Source organism: Rhizobium ruizarguesonis (assembly GCF_017357285.1).
In the GTDB taxonomy this organism is placed as follows: Bacteria; Pseudomonadota; Alphaproteobacteria; order Rhizobiales; family Rhizobiaceae; genus Rhizobium; species Rhizobium ruizarguesonis.
Map to the genome: position 1 here is coordinate 449375 of NZ_CP071681.1, position 23285 is coordinate 472659.

At 61.4% G+C, this 23285-nt stretch carries 22 protein-coding genes; 11 read left to right on the forward strand and 11 right to left on the reverse strand.

Annotation, left to right across the window (positions count from 1 at the left end; all coding sequences use genetic code 11):
• Position 1: 1 nt before the first annotated feature.
• Together J3P73_RS33140 and J3P73_RS33145 are read right to left on the reverse strand one after the other, a co-directional pair.
• A complete protein-coding gene (locus tag J3P73_RS33140) occupies positions 2-958 on the reverse strand; it encodes an ABC transporter permease (RefSeq protein ID WP_003552254.1) in 957 nt (318 codons plus the stop codon).
• 129 nt (positions 959-1087) lie between these two features.
• On the reverse strand, positions 1088-2722 hold the full coding sequence (locus J3P73_RS33145; protein ID WP_130680618.1) for an ABC transporter substrate-binding protein: 1635 nt from the start codon (positions 2720-2722) through the stop codon (positions 1088-1090).
• A gap of 327 nt (positions 2723-3049) precedes the next feature.
• On the opposite strand from J3P73_RS33145, the gene J3P73_RS33150 reads away from it, so the two are divergent.
• The 6 genes from J3P73_RS33150 (at position 3050) to J3P73_RS33175 (ending at position 8488) form a co-directional block, all read left to right on the forward strand.
• Positions 3050-3955 carry a dihydrodipicolinate synthase family protein gene (locus J3P73_RS33150; RefSeq protein WP_018070812.1) on the forward strand — a complete coding sequence of 302 codons (906 nt, stop codon included), beginning with the start codon at positions 3050-3052 and terminating at the stop codon, positions 3953-3955.
• An 11-nt stretch (positions 3956-3966) separates the two neighbouring features.
• Positions 3967-5154 (forward strand): sialidase family protein, encoded by a 1188-nt coding sequence (locus J3P73_RS33155; protein ID WP_207580098.1) that lies wholly within the window; start codon positions 3967-3969, stop codon positions 5152-5154.
• A 358-nt stretch (positions 5155-5512) separates the two neighbouring features.
• Positions 5513-6646 carry an iron-containing alcohol dehydrogenase gene (locus J3P73_RS33160; RefSeq protein WP_024320198.1) on the forward strand — a complete coding sequence of 378 codons (1134 nt, stop codon included), beginning with the start codon at positions 5513-5515 and terminating at the stop codon, positions 6644-6646.
• A 31-nt stretch (positions 6647-6677) separates the two neighbouring features.
• Positions 6678-7664 (forward strand): 4-hydroxythreonine-4-phosphate dehydrogenase PdxA, encoded by a 987-nt coding sequence (gene pdxA / locus J3P73_RS33165; protein WP_027688738.1) that lies wholly within the window; start codon positions 6678-6680, stop codon positions 7662-7664.
• Positions 7665-7826: 162 nt separating this feature from the next.
• Entirely contained in the window at positions 7827-8081 is a 255-nt protein-coding gene (locus J3P73_RS33170; RefSeq protein ID WP_024320200.1) for a type II toxin-antitoxin system Phd/YefM family antitoxin, read from the forward strand.
• A 5-nt stretch (positions 8082-8086) separates the two neighbouring features.
• Positions 8087-8488, forward strand: coding sequence for a type II toxin-antitoxin system VapC family toxin (locus J3P73_RS33175; RefSeq protein ID WP_226306592.1), 402 nt, complete (start codon positions 8087-8089; stop codon positions 8486-8488).
• Positions 8489-8674: 186 nt separating this feature from the next.
• On the opposite strand, the gene J3P73_RS33180 is transcribed toward J3P73_RS33175, so the two are convergent.
• Both J3P73_RS33180 and J3P73_RS33185 read right to left on the reverse strand, forming a co-directional pair.
• Entirely contained in the window at positions 8675-9157 is a 483-nt protein-coding gene (locus J3P73_RS33180; protein ID WP_130707073.1) for an RES family NAD+ phosphorylase, read from the reverse strand.
• Entirely contained in the window at positions 9154-9585 is a 432-nt protein-coding gene (locus J3P73_RS33185; RefSeq protein ID WP_018070805.1) for an antitoxin Xre-like helix-turn-helix domain-containing protein, read from the reverse strand. Before J3P73_RS33185 ends, J3P73_RS33180 begins: the two co-directional genes overlap by 4 nt.
• Before the next feature lie 90 nt (positions 9586-9675).
• Between J3P73_RS33185 and J3P73_RS33190 the strand changes: the two genes are divergently transcribed.
• Positions 9676-10602 carry an alanine--tRNA ligase-related protein gene (locus J3P73_RS33190; protein ID WP_130666018.1) on the forward strand — a complete coding sequence of 309 codons (927 nt, stop codon included), beginning with the start codon at positions 9676-9678 and terminating at the stop codon, positions 10600-10602.
• A gap of 87 nt (positions 10603-10689) precedes the next feature.
• On the opposite strand, the gene J3P73_RS33195 is transcribed toward J3P73_RS33190, so the two are convergent.
• The 5 genes from J3P73_RS33195 to J3P73_RS33215 form a co-directional block, all read right to left on the reverse strand.
• Positions 10690-11460, reverse strand: a complete 771-nt coding sequence (locus J3P73_RS33195; protein ID WP_024320203.1) for an ABC transporter permease — start codon at positions 11458-11460, stop codon at positions 10690-10692.
• On the reverse strand, positions 11457-12245 hold the full coding sequence (locus tag J3P73_RS33200) for an ABC transporter ATP-binding protein (protein WP_027688735.1): 789 nt from the start codon (positions 12243-12245) through the stop codon (positions 11457-11459). Before J3P73_RS33200 ends, J3P73_RS33195 begins: the two co-directional genes overlap by 4 nt.
• Positions 12246-12253: 8 nt before the next feature.
• Positions 12254-13300, reverse strand: a complete 1047-nt coding sequence (locus tag J3P73_RS33205; RefSeq protein ID WP_024320205.1) for an ABC transporter substrate-binding protein — start codon at positions 13298-13300, stop codon at positions 12254-12256.
• A 51-nt stretch (positions 13301-13351) separates the two neighbouring features.
• On the reverse strand, positions 13352-13789 hold the full coding sequence (locus J3P73_RS33210; protein ID WP_018070800.1) for a VOC family protein: 438 nt from the start codon (positions 13787-13789) through the stop codon (positions 13352-13354).
• Between the two features lie 107 nt (positions 13790-13896).
• Positions 13897-14760 (reverse strand): AraC family transcriptional regulator, encoded by an 864-nt coding sequence (locus J3P73_RS33215; RefSeq protein WP_130707072.1) that lies wholly within the window; start codon positions 14758-14760, stop codon positions 13897-13899.
• 418 nt (positions 14761-15178) lie between these two features.
• On the opposite strand from J3P73_RS33215, the gene J3P73_RS33220 reads away from it, so the two are divergent.
• The 4 genes from J3P73_RS33220 to J3P73_RS33235 all read left to right on the forward strand — a co-directional run bounded on the left by J3P73_RS33220 (position 15179) and on the right by J3P73_RS33235 (position 19818).
• Positions 15179-16192, forward strand: coding sequence for a sugar ABC transporter substrate-binding protein (locus J3P73_RS33220; protein WP_018070797.1), 1014 nt, complete (start codon positions 15179-15181; stop codon positions 16190-16192).
• A 65-nt stretch (positions 16193-16257) separates the two neighbouring features.
• Positions 16258-17808: a sugar ABC transporter ATP-binding protein gene (locus J3P73_RS33225; protein WP_130707071.1), complete on the forward strand. Its 1551-nt coding sequence runs from the start codon at positions 16258-16260 to the stop codon at positions 17806-17808.
• Complete coding sequence (locus tag J3P73_RS33230) at positions 17798-18817, forward strand: ABC transporter permease (RefSeq protein WP_207580099.1); 1020 nt, start codon at positions 17798-17800, stop codon at positions 18815-18817. Before J3P73_RS33225 ends, J3P73_RS33230 begins: the two co-directional genes overlap by 11 nt.
• A gap of 2 nt (positions 18818-18819) precedes the next feature.
• On the forward strand, positions 18820-19818 hold the full coding sequence (locus tag J3P73_RS33235) for an ABC transporter permease (RefSeq protein ID WP_130774249.1): 999 nt from the start codon (positions 18820-18822) through the stop codon (positions 19816-19818).
• A 17-nt stretch (positions 19819-19835) separates the two neighbouring features.
• On the opposite strand, the gene glpK is transcribed toward J3P73_RS33235, so the two are convergent.
• The gene (gene glpK, locus J3P73_RS33240) at positions 19836-21338 is read right to left on the reverse strand and encodes a glycerol kinase GlpK (RefSeq protein WP_075223720.1); all 1503 of its coding nucleotides are present in this window, start codon (positions 21336-21338) and stop codon (positions 19836-19838) included.
• Positions 21339-21485: 147 nt separating this feature from the next.
• Positions 21486-23210: an ABC transporter substrate-binding protein gene (locus J3P73_RS33245; RefSeq protein ID WP_012759892.1), complete on the reverse strand. Its 1725-nt coding sequence runs from the start codon at positions 23208-23210 to the stop codon at positions 21486-21488.
• Between the last annotated feature and the right edge of the window lie 75 nt (positions 23211-23285).

Sequence of the window (23285 nt, forward strand, 5' to 3'; positions counted from 1 at the left end):
GTCAGCGGCTCCTTCTTGAATCATTGGCGCGCGGATCGAGCAGCGGATAGAGCACATCCACCAGGAGGTTCGAGACCATCACCAGGAACGATCCGATCAGAGTGATCGCCAGAATGACGGGATAATCGGAATTGATCAGCGCCTGCACCGTCAACCGGCCGAGGCCCGGCAGGCCGAAGACGAGTTCGACGAAGATCGCGCCGTTGACGATGGTGATCATGATCAGGCCGAGCTGCGTGACGACGGGCGTCAGCACCGGCCGCAGGATATGGCGGAGCGCCACGATGATTTCGGGTACGCCCTTGGCGCGGGCGGTCCGGACGAAATCCTCCGACAGGACCTCGATGACGGCGGCACGCGTCTGGCGCACGATCAGCGCGATCGGCTGGAAGGAAAGGACGAGCAGCGGCAGCAGGATACGGACATCGAGGATCCCGCCCCAGCCGTAAGGCACGCTCGCACCCGGCAGAAGCACGATGAGGCCGACCATCAGCAGCGGACCGGCGACATAGGCCGGGATCGCCCAGAGGAAGAGTGCGGAGCCCAGAATGGCATAGTCGATGCGCGAATTCTGGTTGAGCGCGGCGATCATGCCGAGCGGGATTGCAACGACGGCGGTCAGGATGATGGAGCAGAGGGCAAGCTGGAAGGAGACGGGTGCGGCGGCCGAGACCATCGCCCAGACGGAGCGGCCCGATGTCAGCGAGTTGCCGAATTGGCCGTGCAGCAGGTTCCAGATGTAAAGGCCGAACTGGACGATGAAGGGCTTGTTGAGGCCGGCACTTTCGCGAATGGCTTCGATGCGCTGCGGATTATAGGCGACGTCGCCCGGCGCGCGCAGGAAGATCAGCTTGATCGGATCGCCGGCGCCATAGAAGGCCAGCGCATAAACGGCCAGCATCACCACCAGAACGGACGGAATCCAGATGGCAAATCGGGTTAGCACGTAGCGCAGCAAGGCCACCTCCCACCTGTTGTTCGATGCGTTCCCGCTTTTGGCTGCGATCGCATCTCTTCTTCTTGAAACTTGCGCGAAGGCCTTGCGGCCTTCGCGCGGGTTACTGCCGATTGAGGCGGTTGCGCCGGATCAACCGATGGAAATGTTCCAGGGTTCGACGACCTGCCAGTCAAGGTTCTTTTCCAGGCCCTTGACCTCCTTGGTGGCCCAGCGCGACATCGCCTGAGAATACCATGGAATGAAAGCCCAATCCTCGCGGAACGCCTTTTGGGCTTCCTGGGCGAGAGCAATGCGCTGCGGATCATCCGCAGCCTTGGTCGTTGCCTCGGCAAGGGCACTGTCGACCTTGTCGTTCTTGTATCCGCCGAGCTTGTTCTGCGCGTTCGACGAGGTCGAGGCGATGCTGCCCGCCAGATAGGAGACGGCATCCGGCACGCGGGTGCCGACGTCGTCGCGGAAGATCTGGACCGAGTTCTGATCCGGACCCGCATAGGAATCTTGCTGCGGCTTCATGTCGACGGCAGTGATGCCGAGATTCTGGCGCCACTGCTCGGCAATGAACTGGGCGGCAGCCTGAATGGCTGGCCCCGAGATGCCGACGAACAGGATCTTCGGCAGGCGCTCCGGGCCGCCATAGGTCGATTCCGCAAGCAGCTTCTTGGCAGCCGCCGGATCGTAGGGATAGGGCTCGAAGCCGGAATTCTCCGCACCCGGGACCGAGTTGAGGATCTGGTCCGCCTTCTTGTGCGGCCCGTCGGGATAGGAAGCCTTGAACAGGCCATCGCGATCGACGGCCATGATCAGCGCCTGACGAACCTTCGGATCGTCCATCGGCGCACGGGAGATGTTGAACCAGAAGTGCTGGCTGGTCGGAATCAGCGGGCCGGCGGAAAATTCCGGGCCGAGATCCTGGATGATGGTCGAGGTGATCAGTTCGGTATGGGCGTTAAACTCGCCCGACTTGATCAGCGACGTCGCGGTGACATTGTCCTCGATCGAGGTGATATCGATACGGGCAAGCTTTGGCTTCGGTCCGAAGAAGTTCTCATTCGGCTCGAAGGAGAGTTTGCCGGCGTCGATGTCGATGCTGGTGAGTTTGAACGGACCCGAGAAGACCGGCTTACTGTCAGGCTTGTACCAATCGATGATCTCCTCGCCGTCGCTGCCGCGCGACTGCGACGCCTTGGTGATCGGCGCGATATGGTTTGCCAGGCGCATGAAGAAGATCGGGTCTGCAGCAGCCAGCGTCACGACGACCGTTCCTTCGTCGGGTGTCGCGACACCGGTCAGTTCGTTGCCGGAGCCGGCGGCGATTTCGGCGTAACCCTTGACCCTGCTCAGCACCTGGTCGGCGCGCTGGTTCTTGGTGTTCGGCATCGAGGAGACTTCCCACGATCCCTTGACATCGGCCGAGGTAATCTTGCTGCCGTCGGAGAAGACAGCCTTCGGATCGATCTTGAAGGTCCATACGGTGTTGTCGGCCGATTCCCAGCTGGTGAAGACGTAGGGCTTGATATTGCCTTCGCTGTCGAAATACATCGGCGATGCCCACCAGATGGAATTCCAGCGGAACGTCCTGCCGCCGCCGCGCAGCGGCGACCAGTCCTGGTCGAAGGCCGGATTTGCGACCTTCAGGACCTGGCCCTCATCGGCGAGCACGATGCGGGCATTCATCCCGAATACGGTGAGGCCGACGCCGGCTGCAAGGCCGAGCTTCAGCGCGTTGCGACGTGATATATTGGTTTTATCCGATTGATCAGACATGGCATTCCTCCCAGAGTGAATTCGGCAGCGCTCTCCCTGCACCTGCCAGGCGCAGCACAATCCGTTCCGTATCGTTCTCTCGTTATTGTAAATATGTCAACAAAAAATCGCATTTTCAGTTCGAACAAAATTTTCTCCTGAAAATATATAAGTTATAACAGATAGATAACTTTTTGCAGCGGCGTCACGGCATTTTGTCTTCTTGACAAAAGCGCGGCAATATAAAAGTTCTTTGCACTCCATCGCGACAGACGGATGACAATTGGAACGCGCAGCCCCCGGTTCGAACACGGATCGGCAAGACAGGACGCGCCGAGGAGGGCGGAAATGAGCCAGCACAGGATTACCGGCGTTTTCAGCGCCTCCGCAACGCCGCTGACGGCAGACAATAGGCCGGATTTCGCCCTTTTCACCGACCATTGCCGGCAGTTGCTGGCCGAGGGATGCCATGGCGTGGCGCTGCTCGGCACGACGGGCGAGGCCAATTCCTTCTCCGGAGCCGAGCGCCGCGCCATTCTGGAAGCAGCACTGAAGGCCGGCATTCCTGCCGACAGGCTTTTGCCGGGCACCGGCGTCGTCGCCATTCCCGAGACTGTGGAACTCACCCGGCACGCGCTGTCGCTTGGTGTCACCAAGGTGGTGATGCTGCCACCCTTCTACTACAAGGGTGTCTCCGACGACGGCCTCTTCGCCGCCTATTCGCAGGTGCTGGAAAAGGTCGCCGACACCCGCTTGCAGGTCATCCTCTATCATATTCCGCAGGTCTCAGGCGTTCCGCTTTCCATTCCGCTGATCGGGCGCCTGATTGCGGCCTTCCCGGAAACGGTCGTCGGCATAAAGGAATCTGCCGGTGATTTCAACAACATGCAGGCGATCATCGCCGCCTATCCAGGTTTTTCGGTGCTGGCGGGTGCCGATCCGCTACTGCTGCCGTTGCTGAAAGCGGGCGGTGCCGGCTGCATCACCGCGACCTCCAATCTCGTGGCGAATTCGCTGCGCACCGTCTACGACCATGTCCACGACGAGGCGCGCGCCGCCGATGTCGAAGCGGCGCAAGCGCGCATCAACGCCTATCGAACGCTTTCCAATTCCTACGTCCAGATCCCGACCATCAAGGCAATGGTGGGGCTGAAGACCGGCAATCCCGCCTGGAAGCGCACACGCGCGCCGCTGATGCCGCTCGGCGATGCCGACTATGCTGCACTCGCCGAAAGCTATGCCAAGCTGCCTTGAGGAGATCCGTCATGAGTTTTACCGGCCTGCCTCCGGAAGCCGTTCCGGCCCTGATGACCGGGGCCATCGCTCCTCACCCGACTGTCGGGGGCCGCGCAGATGCCTATCTGCCCTCCCCCTGCATCCAGAACCATGCCGCAAATCTCGCCTTTCTGCCCGACGGCACGCTGACCTGCGTCTGGTTCGGCGGCACGATGGAGGGCATGGGTGATATCTCGATTTACATGTCGCGGCTGGCGCCGGGCTCCGAGCGCTGGTCCGTGCCGGAAAAGATGAGCGACGACCCAGAGAAATCCGAACAGAACCCGTTGATTTTCAACGCTCCAGACGGAAGGATATGGCTGCTCTATACCTCGCAGACTTCCGGAAATCAGGACGGTTCAGTTGTCAAATACCGGATTTCAGGCGATGACGGCCAGACCTTCGGCCCGGTTCGTATCCTCTGCGACAGCCCCGGCACCTTTGTTCGCCAGCAGATCGTCGTCAATGGCAGGGGCGACTGGCTGCTTCCGGTCTTTCGCTGCGTTGGCCTGAACGGCCAGCGCTGGAGCGGCGATGCCGATACGGCTGCGGTGCTGATGTCGCGTGATGGCGGCGCGAGCTGGCAGATGCGCGATATTCCAGACAGTATCGGCGCGGTGCATATGAACATCCTGCCGCTTGGCGGCGACGAGATGATCGCCTTCTACCGCAACCGTTTCGCCGAAAACATCCTGTCCAGCCGATCCTCCAATGGCGGCGAGACCTGGAGTGCGCCCGAGCCCGCCGAATTGCCGAACAACAACTCCTCGATCCAGGCCACAATCCTGAATGACGGAGCAATCGCAATGGTTTACAACCATTCGAATGCCGCCATGTCGGATGCACGGCGCCAGTCTCTTTATGACGAAATCGAGGGTGGCGAGGCTGGAGAGACCGCCGTCGTTGCCGATAACAGCGCACGCAAGGCCGTCTGGGGTGTGCCGCGTGCGCCGCTGAGCCTGGCAATATCAAGGGATGGCGGCAGGAGCTTTGCGCATCGCATCGATCTCGACACCGGCGACGGCTTCTGTCTCAGCAACAATTCGAAGGATTCGCTGAACCGCGAATTCTCTTATCCGTCGATCGTCCAGGGCGGTGACGGCACGCTCCATATTGCCTACACCTACTACCGGCGAGCCATCAAACATATCAGCCTCGCCCCGCAATTCCTGCCGTAAATAAAGCGGCGGCCGGAAAATTGTAAACCTGCATCCGCTCACGTGCGAAAGGATGCAGGATCACAGCGGCTGTGGAATTGCTGACAGGAAAATTGACAACAGGGTCGGATTAATCACCCCCGCCGCACAGATGATGACCAGCTGTGTCTGACATGCCTTTTTCATCGTCACATATTTCATAACACGCTGATATCTTTATCGATACGAGCGTGCAACGCCGCCTTAAAGCGCACGACCGAGCGCACATCGGATGATAAAAAATTGCGTTCGCCGGAATGCTGGCTTGACAATGATCTTACAACTTTACATTAAAGAGGGCGACGATATTGCCGCAAGATCTTGCAGGGAGGACTGGTTCATGGCCAGCTTGGATTCGCCGATCACAATAGTTCGGCCGCATCTGATCGAATTCGGCGTCGGCACGGCGGGAAAGCTCGGCAAATGGGCTGATGAAAAGGGCTATCGGCGCACACTCGTCATCTCGGATGCCTTCAACGCTTCGCGCATCGACGTGCTGGAGCTGAAGGGCGAGGTTGCGGTCTTTGCCGAAGTGACGCCTGAACCGGATACGGCCAATCTCGAAAAAGTTCTGGCGGCGGCAAACGCCGCGGATGCCGAGCTGATCGTCGGCTTCGGCGGCGGCAGCGCCATGGACCTGGCAAAACTTGCCGCCGTGCTTGCCGGCTCCGCCCAGACGCTGCACGAGGTCGTTGGGCCGAACAAGGTGCATGGGCCGCGCAAGGTGGCGCTCGCCCAGGTGCCAACGACATCGGGCACCGGCAGCGAGGCCGGCATCCGGGCGCTGGTCACCGATCCCGCGACGATGGCAAAGCTTGCCGTGGAAAGCCTGCATATGCTGGCCGACATCGCCGTCATCGATCCGGCCCTGACCTTCAGCGTCCCGGCCCGCACGACGGCGGCAACCGGCGTCGATGCCATGGCCCATTGCGTCGAGGCCTTCACCAACCGCAAGGCCCATCCGATGGTCGACATCTATGCGATCGAGGGAACGCGCCTCGTCGGCAAATATCTCGCCCGCGCCGTCAAGGATGGCAATGACGCCGAGGCGCGTGCCGGCCTGTCGCTCGCCTCGCTTTACGGCGGCTTCTGCCTCGGCCCGGTCAACACCGCCGGCGGCCATGCGCTCGCTTATCCCCTCGGCACACGCTGGCATGTCGCCCACGGCGCGGCCAATGCGCTGATCTTCCCGCATGTTCTCGCCTTCAATACACCGTCCGCGCCTGAGAAAACCAAGGCGGTGATGGAAGCGCTTGGGCGTGAAACCTCCGGGAATGTCACATCCGTCTTCGATGCGGCCTATGCTTTCTGCGGCGAACTCGGCATCGAGATGAAGCTCTCCGGCCTCGGTGTGCCGGAAACCGATCTCGACGCCATGGCCGACGACGCCTTTGCCATTCGCCGTCTGCTCGACAACAATCCGCGCGATCTCTCTCGCGCCGACATTCGCGCGATTTACGCGGCCGCCTTTTAAGCGGTAAGGTTTTTTAGAAGGAATTCGATCGATGGACAGGAATGCGAAAGTCGCTGTGACGCTCGGCGATCCGGCTGGTGTCGGCCCCGAGGTGATCGTCAAGGCCTTGGCTGCCCTTCCAAGGGAGGAGCGCCGCGATTTCGTCATCGTCGGCAATGTCGAAGCACTGGAGCGCGCCGACCGGGTCACCGGCGCCGGGCTGCGGTTCGGGCCTGCCGATGCACCCGGTGACGACAGGATCGCCGTCGACGAGGTCGCGCTCGGCGCGGCCCTACCCGAGATCGGCAAGGTCAGCCCCGTCGCCGGTGATGCCTCGGTGCGCTATATCACTCGCGCCGTCGATCTCGCAATGTCAGGTGAAGCCGATGTCATCGTCACCGCGCCGATCAACAAGGAGGCGATGAACCTTGCCGGCCATCACCATGACGGCCATACCGGGCTGCTCGCGCATCTCACCGGGTCGAAGAGCTCCTTCATGCTGCTTGCCTCCGAGCGGCTGAACACCATCCACGTCTCCACCCATATCTCGCTGAAGGGTGCGATCGAGCGCGCCAAGACCGAGCGGGTGCTGGCGACAATCGAAGCCGGCCACAATCATTTCCTGCGGCTCGGCCGCAAGGCGCGCATCGCCGTTGCCGGCCTCAATCCCCATTGCGGCGAAAACGGCCTGTTCGGCACTGAGGACATGGAATTTCTGGCACCCGCCGTCGAGCAGGCGCGGGCAAAGGGCATCGACGTCGTCGGGCCGATCTCGGCCGATACGGTTTTCGCCCGTGCCTATAACGGCGCCTTCGATCTTGTCATCGCCCAGTATCACGACCAGGGCCATATCCCGATCAAGCTCGTGGCCTTCGACACGGCGGTCAACGTCTCGCTTGGTCTGCCGATCGACCGCGTCTCGGTCGATCACGGCACCGCCTTCGACATTGCCGGCACCGGCAAGGCCAACCACGTCAACATGCTCTCGGCCATCGCCTACGCCCGGCTCATGGCCCGCTCGCCGCGGCTGAGGGCGTGATCGCGACTTCCAGAAGGACCGACAAGCGCCGTTGCCGACACAATGATGTCGAGCTTCGTTATGACACCTAATAGCAGAACCGGACTCTGTGGAACGTCCCGCGGTTTACGCACAAGCATTCTGCGCGTACACAGCTAGACAGTCTAGCTAGGAGCGGATTCGGTGGAATGGCAACTACAGGACGCCAAAAACCAATTTTCGAAGGTCGTGCAGAAGGCCCGACAAGAAGGGCCGCAGGTGGTGACCGTGCGTGGCGAACGCACGGCCGTCGTTCTGTCCGCCCGCGACTACGACGCCCTGCGCGCCGGCAGGCCGACGCTCGTCGACGACCTGATCGGTGGCCCCGCCTGGGACGATGAGTTCGCCGATGCGGTCGAAGCACGCAACAAGACGCCAAGCCGCGACGTCCCCCTCTGATGTAGCTGGTCGACACCAACATCGTCTCGGAGGCGCGACGCGGCACGCCGCAGGCGGTCTCGTGGCTGCGCTCCGTCGATCCGCTCACCATCCGCCTGAGTGCGTTGACGCTTGGCCAGATCATGCGCGGAATTGCCCTCAAACAGAAATCTGATCCGAAGACCGCGGCGCATCTCACCGAGTGGCTGCGCAAGCTACGTTATGATCATGGCGACCGGATCCTGCCGGTGACCGACGAGATCGCCGTCGAATGGGGCCGCATCGCCGCCATCCGGCCGCGTGGCGATATCGACGGGCTGATCGCCGCAACCGCGATCGTTCATGATCTGATTGTCGTCACTCGCAATGTCGGCGATTTCGGCGATACCGGCGCAGCGGTGATAAATCCATGGGAGACGGGCGCGTGAGCAGTCGAGGCAGCCACCTCCTCCTCGTTTAAAATGGCCTGCTGTGCCATTGGATAAAGGCCTTGGCTACGTCGGCCGAGAGCTCCTATCAATGCATTTGGTGGCAGCATCATGATCTGCTGACCAAGCCTCATCTGTCCGGCGTTTTGATCTGCTCTGCGGAAACGTTGATTGCACCGCAACCCGTCACATGCCGAACAAGCGACGATCCCAGAAGACCGGTTGGTGGAGGCTCGCCGTGATCGATGGGAATTCCGGGTGGGCCGAGTTGATCAATATGTTGCGGTCGACGCGGGCGGCGACGCTTGGGACCAGCAGGACGGCACTGCGTTTTTCCTGGCACCAGCGTTCGCCAAAAGCCTTACTGACGTTCGCCGGCATACTGTCCCAGCCGGGCAACGCGGGCTCGGAGAAGACCTCGTAGCTAAGCCCACGCGGTAGGGTGATCGTGACATAGTGCTGGTTGGGTGGCAGTCGCCCGCTGCCGTGGACGAGCTTTTCGAGCAGCGCCGTCGAATAGTGCTCGCTCGTATAGATGATCGCGCTGCCCGACGTGTTCCACCGTCCCGGCGCGATGGTCGAGCCGGTGGCGTCGAAGATCGGATAGCTTCCGTTGGGATCTCCGATGCGGACGGATGTCAGTGTGCGGTCAAGAACCTGTGCGCTCACGCAGCGCTGCCGTATTTCAGGCTTCCGAGAATATCGAGCACGAGCTCGCCGCCGATCTCGCTCTGGATGACCACGTCGATTGGCCGCCTGTCCTCCAGCATTGCATGCGGCCGAAACAGGAAATCGCGGGCCTCGGTCTCGGTCTGCCAGACATCCAGCGCCGATCCCCAGACGCGCGCCAGACGGGCGAGCTTTATGCCCTCGTCGGAGGAGAGCCGATGCTTGGACTTGCGCCGCTCATAGGTGGCCTTTGGAACGAGCCTATATTTGAACTGGGTATCATCAGGCGCCAGAAGCAGCGCCATGCGATCAAGCGCCTTGACCGGCAAGCCTTCCTCAATGCTGGAGAGCAGGCCAAAGGCTGAGCGCGATGCGGGTTCCCTGGCGGGCAGTCCGAGAACGTCGGCGATGACTGCAAATCCCATCATGGCAAAGCTCCTTTCCACTTGAGGCTATATTTAGCCTCAAGTGAGCCAATCTTCAAGAGCGCCATTCGGCTTATCCTCGATAGCGGCAGGTTGCCGTGCACGCCGGAGACCACTATCTTTTCCAAAGGCACACGAACAACGAAGGAGGTTGCCTATGTCACCGCGGGACGCCTGATCCAGCAATATCAACAGTTCTGCCTTTCCAAGGGCATCGATTTCATACGCATCCAATCCGTACGGCCGCATGATGATACCACGCTCTTCTGCAGCGCTGGAATGCAGCAGTACAAGCCCCTCTTCTCCGATCCCTCCCATAGTGGAACCGTCGCAAACAGCCAGGCTTGCCTGCGCATGGGCGACCTCGACGAGATCGGCGACGGAACCCATCTTCTCCATTTCACCATGCTCGGCCTTTTCTCCTTCAGGGAAATGACCGTCGGCAACGCCATCGATTTCTGGCTCGAGTTTCTGGGAACGCTGGGGCTCGTGCCGGATCATGTGACGATCCATCCCGACCGTCTGGTGGAATGGACGCCGCTCTATGGGGCGCGCGTGCCCATCGTGCCGGATCCGGAATGCATGTGGAGCGATGGCAGCATCAGCGGATACTGCACTGAGTTCTATAAGGATGGCGTCGAGATCGGAAACATCGTCAATCCGCTCGGAACCTGCATCGACGTCGGCTTCGGCGCGGAACGTCTCGACATGATCGTCAACGGCACGCCGCAAGTCGATGCGCTCGGAACGCTGCGCGAGACGGTCATGACGATCGTGGAAAGCGGCTACCGGCCGGGCAATAAGGAGCAGGGATACGTCTTGCGAAAACTGCTCCGTCGCATCCACAAGATGGGCGGCACGCTCGATCGCCCCTTCTTCAAGGAAGAGGTCGAACGCCAGAAGCGGCTGCGCGCCAAATATCTGCGTCTGCGTGACCGCCATTCCGACATGAGTCCCGACTGGTGGTTCGACACCCATGGCATTGATCTCTCCGACATCCGTGAGAGCATGGAGGAGTAGCAACGGGCAAGGCCTCCTGCAGATAACAGCGGGGACCTTGTCATATCCTGGAAAGCGTCAGCGTTGCAGCGCCCGCATTGAACGCTTTCAGCTCTGCCCCGGCTGCAGCCGACGGAAAATCCGCTCGATCTGGGCAACAGCGGCAAAAAAGACGATGCCGGAGAAAGAGGCGAGCACGACGGCGGCAAAAAGCCTTTCCGCCTGATAGTTGAATGTCGACTGGATGATGACAGCGCCCAGCCCCTGGTTCGAACCGATCCACTCCCCGACGATCGCGCCGATCACACAGGTGGTTGCCGAAATGCGCAGCGACGCAAAAAGCAAGGGGGCAGATCGTGGCGCGCGCAGGCGCCAGAACGTCTCCCACCCGCTCGCCGAAAGCACATGCATCAGGTCAAGCTCGCTCGCCGTTGCCAGATTGAGGCCCCGAGCCGTATTCACCAGGGTTGGGAAGAAGCAGATGAGAGCGGCGATGATGACCTTTGGCAGCATGCCGAGGCCGAAAATGAGGATGATGATCGGCGCAAGCGCCAGCACGGGGATGGTATTGAAGAGCAGGACAACGGGAAAATAGGCGGCCTGGAAGCGCGGATTATAGACAAAGGCAATCGCCATGATCACAGCGAGACCGTTGCCCAGGAGGAAACCGAGACCCGCCTCGCCCCATGTCGGGATCGCATTCGACAGCAGGAAGCGCCATTCGATGCCAAGCGTGCGCAGGATCGCCAGCGGCGTTGGAACGATATAGGCCGGAATACCGAGAGCCGGCACCAGCCATTGCCAGGCGAGAAGCAACGAGAGGGCGCCGATAACAGGAAGGCCGATTGCCTCGGCGAACGACAACGGACGATGCGTCATGCAGCCGAACTCCCCTGCTGCAGCAATCGGCGCAGATGGGCTGCGGTCTCCTGGACATCGAGGCTTTCGCGCCGACAGAGGCCGCGCTCGTCTTTCAGCGGCGTCAGATCGATCAGCGCCTGAACGCGGCCCGGATTGGCCGCCAGGACCAGCACGCGTCCGCCGAGATAGATCGCCTCGATGACGCTGTGGGTCACGAACAGGATGGTCGTGCCGGTCCGGCGCCAGACGTCCAGAAGCTCGTCGTTCAGTCGTTCGCGGGTGATCTCGTCGAGCGCACCGAAGGGTTCGTCCATGAGCAGGATATCCGGCTCGCATTGAAGCGCGCGCGCTATGGCGACGCGCTGGCGCTGGCCCCCGGACAGTTGATGCGGATAGCGGTCGGCCAGATGCGACAGGCCGACCAGTTCGATCCAGTGGTCGGGCCGTGGATCGACCGATCGCGAGACGCTCTTCTTCCCCACCTGCAGCGGCAGCGCGACATTCTCCCTCACAGTCCGCCACGGCAGCAGCGTTGCGTCCTGAAAGACGAAGGCGACCTCGCGCCGCCGGCGCGCCTCCGACGCTGTCCTGCCGAGCACCGACAGCCGCCCGTCAAGCGGCGGGAGAAGATCCGCCACCGCACGCAGCAAGGTCGACTTGCCGCAGCCGGAGGGACCAAGAATGGTCAGAAACTCGCCCCTGTCGACGCTGAGGTCGACGCCGGACAGAATGCGGGTCGTCTCGACAGCGCCGGCATAACCGACAGCCAGATCCTTGGTTTCGATGGCCGCTGCTTCAGGCAAATCCGCTCTCACGCAATCTTCGGGCGGTCACCCGCCGTCATGTCGAGTATCTCAGTCGTATAGCAATCCTCCAGCTTCGGCGCGCCGCTCTTGAACTGACCGATCTTGTCGTAAACGGCAATCTGCTCGGCAAGCGCGGCCGGATCGAAGCTGCCCCAGCCATCCCTCCCGGTCGCTGCGTCGAAGCTCAGTGACAGGATGCGCGGCACCGTCTTCAGCTCTACGGCAAGGTCGAGCTGCGGATAGGCTTCCACCGTCAGTTTGACCGCCTCTTCAGGATGTTCATGCGTCCAGGCCCAGCCCTTGGCGACGGCACGCAGCACCTTTGCCAGTGTCTCGGCATGGCCGGTCACGGCATCGTCGGTGGCAAAATAGACATTGGCGTAGGAGGGCAGGCCCGTCTCCTTCATCATCAGATCGATCCGGTCGGGACCGATGATGGAAAGCGCCTGCGTGTTGGTGATCCACCCGGTCACGGCATCGACCTGGCCGGTCATCAGCGGCGTCATGTCGAAGCCGATATTGGTGATGGTCAGGCTCGATGGATCGATATCGTTCTTCAGCAGAATGGCATCGAGCACGTAACGGGCTGTCGGCTGGATGCCGATGCGCTTGCCGACCATATCCTTGACGGTGCGGATCGGCGCCTTCGGCAGTGAATAGAAGGCGAACGGCGCCATGCGGAAACCGCAGGCGAAGATCCTGATCGGCACGCCGGACGACCTGGCAAGAAGAAGCTGTGCCGAATCCGAAAATTGGCCGAGCTGCGCATCACCCGTGATCACGGGCGGCACCGTTGCCGAATTGGGACCGCCGGGGGAAAACTCGACGTCTAGACCCTCGGCCTGGAACAGGCCCTGCTTGACTGCGACGATATCGCCGATCTGGCCATTGCTCATCAGCCAGTCATATTTGATGACGACCTTGGAAGCGGCGGCTTTCGAGTGACGCGGCACGAACACGCTGATCCCTGCCGTCGCTGCAGCAAGGGCAAAGGCGCCGCCCTTCAGGACGGTACGCCTGCCAACCACGATTTGTTTGTCATCCCCGTTCATTTGCTTGCCTTTCCCCTTGTTGGATTGTTGGACGACCGGCGATTGCGCTCGCTATTGCGGGCCGATGTCACCGATCGGGCCGCCTGCGGACCACGCATAGATTTCCCAGAGGTTGTCGTCAGGATCGGCGAAATAGACGCATCGCGCGTTCCAGACATAGTCCTGCGGCGGCGCGTAGAAGAGCACGCCCGCAGCTTTCAGCTCCGCATAGGCAGCATCGACCTGCTCTGGCGAGGCGAGCTCGATGGCCGCGCAGGCCTTGTGCGCACCTGGAGGGGCACGGCGGCTTGAGACACCGGTATTTTCGGCAATATGCTCGATCTCCCATAGCGCCAGCGTCACGCCCGCCCCTTTGAAATCGGCAAAGCCAGGAGCCCGGCGGCGCGGCTTGAAGCCAAGCCGCTCGACATAGAAGGCCGATGCTTTGTCGATATCCTCGACCAAAAAGCAGATGTCGGTAATCGGATTGGTTTGGGCAAAAGCGGTCATATGGGCCTCCTGATGGGAAAAGCCTCGCAGACCGCAGCCTCAAGAGATTTCAAATTCGTGCGGTTGTCTTTCGCAAAGCTGCTGAGCTGTCATCGGCAAGAGCCGGCTCAAAGACGGACCGAACGCTGGTATTCCTTCGGGGTCGCCCCCATCAGACGGCGAAAGACGCTGGAGAAATGCGCCTGGCTGGAAAAGCCTGTGGCATAAGCGATGTTTGCGAGCGTCTCCTTGCCATCGGCGAGGTAAAGTCGCGCCCGCTCGATCCTGCGTTCCAGAACGAAGCGATGCGGAGCCATGCCGGCTGCCCGTTTGAATTCCCGGCTGAAGTGAAAGGGGCTCATATGGGCCACCCCGGCGAGCTCCTCCACACTCAGATCGGATTTGCCAAGCAGGTTCTCGATGTAATCGATCACACGCCGGAGATTGTCCGATGTCAGCGGACGATCGCCGACTTCAGGTTTGGCGCCCAGCAGCTTTACAACGCAGCAGGCGAGCGCCATCCCCAGATGCTGCATCAAAAGCGGGTCGTCGCGCCCGGTCTTCTCGGCGGCAAATGCAAGGGAGAGCGCGACCTGCAGCGTTGTCGGATCAGTCGTCGCGCTGAGCGCGTCACTATCCCAATGCTCGGGATCGAAGCGAGAGCCGCCAATGCCGCTGTAGAGCGCAGGGGACTGGAAAATCGAGATATAATCCGCCGCATCGCCATCGACTTCGAGGACCGTGGCGGCCGGTTGAAATCCCAGGGTGAACGGCGGCCTCTCGACTTTGCGGAACGCCCCGCTTCCGAGCCGATAGGCGTATTTGCCGTGCGCCGTGCGGTTGATCGAAATTCTATGAAGCGAGCCCCTCGAAACCATTTGCCCCGCGGCGCTGCGATAGGTCTCGACGATCATGTCGCGTTGAACGAAGGCCTTGTAGCCTCCGAGAGATGGTCGGCTTATTGAGAAAATCTGCGGGTCGATGTCGGGCATTGTTTCATTCTCCCTGGCAGGAGAGAGGCAAGTTGCGCGCCAAGTGGAGCGAAGCTTCGCGCTAGCTATCAACGTAATGGCATAAACCCCGACCCTGCCCATTAAATCGTGATTTTACGCCTGCTGTCGCGCCACACGGCACCACGGCCTGGCAGGAGCTCGCCTTCGGCAAATTGGGTCGCATGCGCAAGAATTATGCAGTGCATGTTCTTCTTGATCGGTGGCTGCAGACTCATCTGACCGCTCTGAAAACCACCGAGGCCTCCGAAATCATTCCCGGTCGCGGGAAATCGCAGCCAGGGATGAGCTTTCGCTCCATCCACTCTTTTCCCCGGAGATCGTTCTTTTGGAAATTCGTTCCTATCCACCGGCATTAATCTATTTAATCTATAGACATAATTAATTGGAGAGAGTGGCGATGAGCATCGAAAAGTCTGAAAACGGTCTCGGACGACGAGATCTGCTGAAACTGTCTGCCGCGGCCGGGGTCGCCGTCGCTGGTGCATCGCTCATCGGGCAGAAACCGGCTTTTGCCGCGGGCGAAGAACTGTCGCTGAAAGGCAAGCGCATCGCCATCAGCGCAACCGGCACCGATCACTTCTTCGATCTGCAGGCCTATAATGCCCAGATCGAGGAGGTAAAGCGCCTCGGTGGCGAGCCGATCGCCGTCGATGCCGGACGCAATGACGGCAAGCTGGTCTCGCAGCTGCAGACGCTGATTGCCCAGAAGCCGGATGCGATCGTTCAAATCCTCGGCACGCTCAGCGTCATCGATCCCTGGCTGAAGAAGGCGCGCGATGCCGGGATCCCGGTTCTGACCGTCGACGTCGGTTCGACCAATTCGATCAACAACACCACCTCCGATAACTGGGGCATCGGCAAGGATCTGGCGCTGCAGCTCGTCTCCGATATCGGCGGCGAAGGCAATATCGTCGTCTTCAACGGCTTCTACGGCGTAACCCCCTGCGCGATCCGCTACGACCAGCTGGTCAATGTCGTCAAATATTTCCCGAAGGTGAAAATCCTCCAGCCGGAACTGCGCGACGTCATCCCGAATACTGTGCAGGACGCTTTCACGCAGATCACGGCAATCCTCAACAAATATCCGGAAAAGGGTTCGATCAAGGCGATCTGGTCGGCCTGGGACATTCCGCAGCTTGGCGCGACCCAGGCGTTGACGGCTGCCGGGCGGACGGAGATTCGCACCTACGGCGTCGATGGCAGCCCGGAAGTGCTCCAGCTCATCGCCGATCCGAATTCGCCGGCCGGCGCCGATGTCGCCCAGCAGCCGGCGGAAATCGGCCGCACCGCCATCCGCAACGTTGCCAAGCTGCTCGCCGGCCAGACCCTGCCGCGCGAGACCTATGTCCCGGCACTGCTCGCCAACAAGGCCAATGTCGGCGAAGTCACCAAGAAGCTCGGCATCGGCTAACACGGAATACGAGCGATCCGCTCATCGCCGGATCGCTCGGAATCTGCCCGCCCGGAGAGATCGACATGACGGCCATTTCGTTGAAGCAGCCGGTCACTGCACGCGACGACATCATCCGCTTTGAAGGCATCGTCAAGCATTTCGGTGGTGCCCAGGCGCTTGCCGGTGCGTCGCTGATCGTCAGGCGCGGCACCATCCACGGTCTCGTCGGCCAGAACGGCGCCGGCAAGTCGACGCTGATCAAGCTGCTTGCCGGTCTTCATCAGCCGGACGGCGGCCGGATCGAGATCGAAGGGCAAACATTCGACAGGCTGACACCCCATCTTGCCGAAGAGCTTGGCATCCACTTCATTCACCAGGATCGGCTGCTGGTCCCGACCTTCACTGTCGGCGAAGCCCTGTTCCTTGGCCGGGAACCGCGGATATCGGGCACACCGTTCCTCGATCGGCGACTGATGCAACGTCGCGCGTCTGATATTCTCAACGACTATTTCGGTATCCGGTTGCCGAACGCCGCCTTGATCAGCGAATTGTCGACTGCCGAAAAGCAGATCGTGCAAATCACCCGCGCGCTCCTCAATCAGCCGAAGGTGCTCGTCTTCGATGAGCCGACGGCCGCACTGGTGCGCCGCGAGGCCGATATCCTTTTCCGGTTGATCCGCCGTCTGCGCGACGAAGGCGTTACCATCATCTATATCTCGCATTACCTGAACGAAATCGAAGAGCTCTGCCACCACGTCACCGTGCTGCGCAATGGGCTCGACGTGGCATCTCTGCCGATCGGGGACACCTCGGCTGGCGCGATTGCGCGGCTGATGGTCGAGCGCGACATCAAGGAGATGTTTCCGAAGCCGCAGGTGACGCCGGGCGCGGAAATCCTCAAGGTCGAGCAACTGTCGGCGCCGGGGAAATATAGCGACATCAGTTTCACGCTTCGGCGCGGCGAGGTGCTCGGCCTCACCGGCCTGCTCGGCTCCGGCGCAAAGGAGCTGGTCCGCACTCTCTTCGGTCTGGAGACCCCGGCTTCCGGCCATATCGAAATCAGCGGCAAGGCTGCCCGTTTCACCAATCCCATCCAGGCGGCCGGCCTCGAGATCGCCCTGGTGCCGGAAGATCGGCGTCGCCACGGCGTCGCGCTCGACCTCAGCGTCGCGGAAAATATCAGTCTTTCGAGCCTTGGCCGCTTCACGCGTTTCGGCTTTCTCGATCGCAGACGCGAACAGAGAGAAGTGGACGCTCTGATTACGCGGCTGCAAGTGAAGACCAATGGGCGCGATGCCCTGCTGCGCACGCTTTCGGGCGGCAACCAGCAGAAGATCGCCATCGCCAAGTGGCTGAGCCGCCGTTCCGAGATCTATCTGCTCGACGAGCCGACTGTTGGAGTCGATATCGGCTCCAAGGTCGAGATCTATACGCTGATCGGCGAACTCGCGGCACGCGGCGCCGGCGTCATCGTGCTGTCTTCGGATCTGCCGGAACTCATCGGCATCACCGATCGCATCCTTGTGCTCTACCGCGGCCGCGTGGCGCGGGAATTCATCTCGTCGGAGACCACGGCGGATGCGGTGCTCGCTCAATCGACCGGATCATCCGAGGGACATCGCCATGTCGGCTGAAGTGGAATTCGCGCCTTCCGGTTTTTCCGCTGCGGAACCGCCTCCCCGCCCGGCCGGCAATTTTGCCGCTGCGGCATTGCGCTTCGGATCGGTGATCGCATTTGCCGCCATCCTGATCATCTTCTCGCTGACAGCGCCCTATTTCCTCAGCATCGGCAATATCGGCAACGTACTTGGCCAATCGGCCATCTCCGGTGTGCTTGCCATCGGGTTGACGATCGTGCTGATTGCCGGCGGCTCCAATGTCGTCACCGGCGGCATCGACCTGTCGCTGGCTGCCAATATGGGCCTCAGCGCCGCCGTCTATGCGAGCCTGACGCAGCTCGGCTACGGCGATGCGACGGCGATTGCCGCGGCGATCCTCACCGGCGCGCTGATCGGCACGGTCAATGCCATTGCCGTCGTCTATGCCGGCATCGTGCCGCTGCTGGCCACGCTGGCCGTCATGAACGTCGTCGCCGGCCTGGAATTGGTGCTGACCGGCAATACCGTCCTGCCGGCCTCGACGCCTTTCCTGTCAGCGCTTTCGGCCTCGGATCCTTTCGGCATACCGGTTCTCGCCTATGTGCTCGTCGGTTTCACGGCCATCACCACGGCGATGGTGCAATATACCCCGCTCGGCCTGCGCCTCTATGCCGTCGGTGAGTTTCCGGATGCGGCCCGTGCCGCCGGTCTGCCGCTTCGCCGGCTGCTGGCCGGCGCCTTCGTCGCCAGCGGCGTCTCCGGCGGCATCGCTGGCATCCTGTCGGTTTCCTATCTGAGCGGCAGCACGACTGGTGCTGGCGAGATGCTGTTGCCCGTCGTCGTGACGGCCCTGCTCGGCTCGGTCTTTTCGCGCCGGCTGGTTCCGACGGTCACCGGGACGCTGCTTTCGGCCCTTTTGGTCGGCTTCCTGGTCAACGGTTTCCAGCTGCTGAACATTTCGAGCACACTGGTCAGCGGCGTCCAGGGTGTGCTCATTCTCATCGTCGTTTCCGCGACCACGCTGCTGCGTCGACAGGAGGCCTGACCATGTCGCTCCAGACCCCTCCCCTCGCCACCATCGACTTGCCGCGTGTCATCGCCGGCGGCCTGGTGCGCTATGGTTTGATCCTCGCCCTGGTTGCGGTGTTTGCCGCCTTTTCCATAGCAACGCCAACCTTCCTGTCGCCGGCGAACCTGCAGAGCATCCTGGTCAACAATTTCACGCTGCTTGCCATCGTCTCCGTCGCAATGACCTTCGCCGTCGCGTCGGGCGGCATTGATCTTTCGGTCGGAACGGCGATGGATTTTGCGAGCTTTGCCTTCGTCTCGCTCGTCCTCGCCGGGCAGCCGGTGGCAGTCGCTGCGCTCGCGGGACTGGCCGCCGGAGGGTTCGTCGGTGCCTTCAACGCGCTCTTGATTTCCGGGATCGGCGTGTCGCCGTTCCTCGCCACGCTCGGCACGCTGTTCATCGGCCGCAGCGTTCAGCAGCTGCTGACCAATGGCGGCAATCCGGTCTATCTGCCGCCGAACGGCGTGCCGGAAAGCTTCCGTTTTCTCGGCCACGGAACGATCGCCGGCTTCCCGGTGCCGCTTGCCGCTGCCATCGTCGTCATCGCAGCCGCCGCCATTGTTTTTGCCCGCACGCGTTTCGGCCGCGTCATCCTGTCGATCGGCATCCAGCCGGGCGTCGTGCGCTATTCCGGCATCGCCGCGCCGGCCCATGTCGCGGTGACCTTCGTCCTGGTCGGGTTGATCGCGGCAATCGCCGGCCTGATCCTGACCGCAACCGTCACCACCTACATCCCCTCCTCGGGCAATGCCTTCCTGCTCAATGCCATCGGCGCGACCTTCATCGGCACGACGCTCAGCCCACTCGGGCGGCCGAATGTCGGCGGCACCGTTCTCGGCGCGCTGTTGCTCAGCATCGTCGCCAATGGGCTTCTGCTGACCGATCTGAACTTCTATTGGCAGCAGGTCGGCACGGGAACGCTGATCTTCGCCGTGCTCGCCCTGAGCTTCATCAACAGAAAGGCTGCCGGCGCGTAAGAGAGCCGGAAGCGGTCCTATCCCGCGGAGGCGTCTGAAATCATTCGCGATACGGCATTCTTCCAGCCGATGATCTTCGTTTGCCGCTCGGTCTCATCCATCGAAGGGCTAAAGCGGCGGTCGCAGGCCCAGGCCTGCGCAAAATCCCGCTTGCCTGGCCAGATGCCGGCTTTTGAGCCGGCAAGCCAGGCTGCGCCCAGCGCCGTCGTCTCGCGGATCGCCGAGCGGTCGACAGGGTTTCCGGTCATGTCGGCCAGGCACTGCATCGTCCAATCCGAAGCCGCCATGCCGCCATCGACGCGCAGCACCGTTTCCAGCTGGTTGACGCCCCAGTCCTTCTTCATCGCCACCAGCAGATCGAGCGTCTGGTAGGCGACGGATTCAAGCACGGCGCGGGCGAATTCCGCCGGCCCGCTGTTTCGCGTCAGACCGAAGATTGCGCCGCGCGCCGCCGGATCCCAGTAGGGCGCGCCGAGGCCGGTGAAGGCCGGAACGATGTAGACCTGCTGTCCGGGATCGGCCTTGGCGGCAAGCACTCCCGCCTCCGACGCCTGGTCGATAATGCCGAGGCCGTCGCGCAGCCATTGCACGGCGGCACCGGCGATGAAGATCGAGCCTTCGAGCGCATAGGTCGTCTCGCCGTCGAGCCGGCAGGCGATCGTCGTCAGCATCCGGTTTGAGGAAGAAACACGATCCCGGCCTGTGTTCAACAGGGCAAAGCAGCCGGTGCCATAGGTGGATTTCATCATGCCGGGCTCGAAGCAGGCGTTGCCCATCGCCGCTGCCTGCTGGTCGCCGGCGACCCCGAGGATCGGAAGTTCCGCGCCGAACAGCGCCTTGTCGACGCGGCCGAAATCATCGGCACATTCCCTGACGTCAGGAAGCATGGCGGCCGGAATGCGGAGAATGCCGAGAAGCTCCTCGTCCCAGGCACCGTCATCGATATTATAAAGCAGCGTTCTCGATGCATTGGTCGCATCGGTGGCATGTACGCGGCCATCAGTCAGATTGTAGATCAGCCAGCTGTCGATCGTGCCGAAGCAGACATCGCCGGCCTCGGCCTTCTCACGCAGGCCATCGACATTGTCGAGCAGCCAACGCAGCTTTGTTCCGGAGAAATAGGGGTCGAGCAGCAGCCCGGTCTTGGCGCTGAACAGCTTCTCGTAGCCGTCTGCCTTCAGGCTATCGCACATTTCGGCCGTGCGCCTGTCCTGCCAGACGATCGCGTGGTGAAGCGGTGTCCCGGACCTGCGATCCCAGACGACCGCCGTCTCGCGCTGATTAGTAATGCCGATCGCGGCAATGTCGGCGGCATCAAGTCCGGCATCGGCGATCGCCCTGCGCACAGTATCGACGACGGACTGCCAGATTTCGGCGGCGTCGTGCTCCACCCATCCAGGCTGCGGATAATATTGGGTAATCTCCGCCTGCGCCGAGCCGGCCGTTTTCATGTCGCTATCGAAGATGATTGCGCGCGAGGAGGTCGTGCCCTGGTCGATTGAAAGAATATAGCCGCTCATATCCGTCTCCGGCTCGCACGAAACCGCTCCTGCCGAGGACAGCAGGACGCGGACGTTTCATGAGAGAAAGATTGTGGGTGCCACCGGCTTGTTGCCGGTGGCAGGAAGTGATGGCCGGAAGCCCCGTCGCTTCCGGCCGGGTCCGCCTTACTTCGACTGCCAGCTCTTGACGAGTTCGTCGTAGTTGACCGTGACCGGCTTTTCCTTCTCGTTCTCGATCTTCAGCTGCGGTGCAAGGTTGCCCTTCTTCACCGCATCCGCGTTCCAATAAGCGAGGTCTTGCTCTTCAGCGAGTTTCGGGCCGATATCGCCCTGGACGCCCGATTTCTCGATACGTCCCATGACCTTCTCCTGCTCGCCGCAAAGAGAATCCATGGCTTCCTGCGGCGTCTTGGCGCCGGCAGCGGCGTCACCGATAGCCTGCCACCAAAGCTGAGCCAGCTTCGGATAGTCGGGGACGTTGGTGCCGGTTGGCGACCACTGAACACGCGCAGGCGAACGATAGAACTCGATCAGACCGCCGAGCTTCGGAGCGCGCTCCGTAAAGCTCTTGTCGCGAATGGTGGATTCGCGGATGAAGGTGAGACCGAGCTGGCTCTTCTTCACGTCAATCGTCTTCGAGGTCACGAACTGTGCATAGAGCCACGCGGCTTTTGCACGGTCCGTCGGGGTCGATTTCATCAGCGTCCAGGAACCGACGTCCTGATAGCCAAGCTTCATGCCGTCTTTCCAGTAAACGCCATGCGGGCTCGGTGCCATACGCCATTTCGGCGTACCGTCCTCATTCATGACAGGCAGGCCAGGCTTGACCATGTCTGCGGTGAACGCCGTGTACCAGAAGATCTGCTGCGCGACGTTACCCTGCGCCGGCACCGGACCGGATTCCGAGAAGGTCATGCCCTGAGCTTCCGGCGGTGCGTACGCCTTCAACCAATCGAGATACTTCTGGATCGAATAGACCGATGCAGGGCCGTTGGTATCGCCGCCACGCGCGACGCACGAACCGACGGGACGCGAATTCTCGTCGACCTTGATGCCCCATTCGTCGACTGGAAGACCGTTCGGCAGACCCTTGTCACCATTGCCGGCCATCGACAGCCAGGCGTCGGTGAAGCGCCAGCCGAGCGACGGGTCCTTCTTGCCGTAATCCATATGGCCGAAGACCTTCTTGCCGTTGACGTCACGGCCGGTAAAGAATTCGGCAATGTCCTCATAGGCCGACCAGTTGACCGGAACGCCGAGATCGTAGCCGTATTTCGCCTTGAAATCGGCCTTGTTCTTCTCGTCGTTGAACCAGTCGTAACGGAACCAGTAGAGGTTGGCGAACTGCTGGTCGGGAAGCTGGTAGAGCTTCTTGTCCGGCGCTGTCGTGAACTTGGTGCCGATGAAGTCGTCGATATCGAGGCCGGGGTTGGTAACGTCCTTGCCTTCGCCGGCCATCCAGTCGGTCAGGTTGCGCACCTGCTGATAGCGCCAGTGGGTGCCGATCAAGTCGGAGTCGTTGACCCAGCCGTCATACAGGTTCTGCCCGGTCTGCATCTGCGTCTGGATCTTCTCGACAACGTCACCCTCTTGAATGACGTCGTGCGTGACCTTTATCCCGGTAATCGCAGTAAAGGCCGGAGCCAGAACCTCGGACTCATACTTGTGGGTGGTCAAGGTTTCCGAAACAACCTTGATGTCCATCCCCTGGAAAGGCTTCGCAGCATCGATGAACCATTGCATTTCCTTTTCCTGGTCGGCGCGAGAGAGCGTCGACACGTCGCCGATCTCTTTATCCAGAAAAGTCTTTGCCTCGTCCATGCCGGCATAGGCCGACCCGGTCATGGCCAGCAGCACGGCTGCTGTCGTCGTCAATAAATGCCTTCGCATGATATCCTCCCAGGGTTTTGCGATTGCAGTCTTCACGTCTCAGGCGGCCAGAAAAACCCTGGCCATCTGCATCAG

Coding starts and splice junctions, on each gene's coding strand:
- J3P73_RS33155 (WP_207580098.1), top strand. CDS start 3,967: ATGAGTTTTACCGGCCTGCCTCCGGAAGCCGTTCCGGCCCTGATGACC.
- J3P73_RS33205 (WP_024320205.1), bottom strand. CDS start 13,300: ATGAACGGGGATGACAAACAAATCGTGGTTGGCAGGCGTACCGTCCTG.
- J3P73_RS33235 (WP_130774249.1), top strand. CDS start 18,820: ATGTCGCTCCAGACCCCTCCCCTCGCCACCATCGACTTGCCGCGTGTC.
- J3P73_RS33230 (WP_207580099.1), top strand. CDS start 17,798: ATGTCGGCTGAAGTGGAATTCGCGCCTTCCGGTTTTTCCGCTGCGGAA.
- J3P73_RS33145 (WP_130680618.1), bottom strand. CDS start 2,722: ATGTCTGATCAATCGGATAAAACCAATATATCACGTCGCAACGCGCTG.
- J3P73_RS33225 (WP_130707071.1), top strand. CDS start 16,258: ATGACGGCCATTTCGTTGAAGCAGCCGGTCACTGCACGCGACGACATC.
- J3P73_RS33150 (WP_018070812.1), top strand. CDS start 3,050: ATGAGCCAGCACAGGATTACCGGCGTTTTCAGCGCCTCCGCAACGCCG.
- J3P73_RS33220 (WP_018070797.1), top strand. CDS start 15,179: ATGAGCATCGAAAAGTCTGAAAACGGTCTCGGACGACGAGATCTGCTG.
- pdxA (WP_027688738.1), top strand. CDS start 6,678: ATGGACAGGAATGCGAAAGTCGCTGTGACGCTCGGCGATCCGGCTGGT.
- J3P73_RS33245 (WP_012759892.1), bottom strand. CDS start 23,210: ATGCGAAGGCATTTATTGACGACGACAGCAGCCGTGCTGCTGGCCATG.
- J3P73_RS33215 (WP_130707072.1), bottom strand. CDS start 14,760: ATGCCCGACATCGACCCGCAGATTTTCTCAATAAGCCGACCATCTCTC.
- J3P73_RS33210 (WP_018070800.1), bottom strand. CDS start 13,789: ATGACCGCTTTTGCCCAAACCAATCCGATTACCGACATCTGCTTTTTG.
- J3P73_RS33185 (WP_018070805.1), bottom strand. CDS start 9,585: ATGATGGGATTTGCAGTCATCGCCGACGTTCTCGGACTGCCCGCCAGG.
- J3P73_RS33195 (WP_024320203.1), bottom strand. CDS start 11,460: ATGACGCATCGTCCGTTGTCGTTCGCCGAGGCAATCGGCCTTCCTGTT.
- glpK (WP_075223720.1), bottom strand. CDS start 21,338: ATGAGCGGCTATATTCTTTCAATCGACCAGGGCACGACCTCCTCGCGC.
- J3P73_RS33160 (WP_024320198.1), top strand. CDS start 5,513: ATGGCCAGCTTGGATTCGCCGATCACAATAGTTCGGCCGCATCTGATC.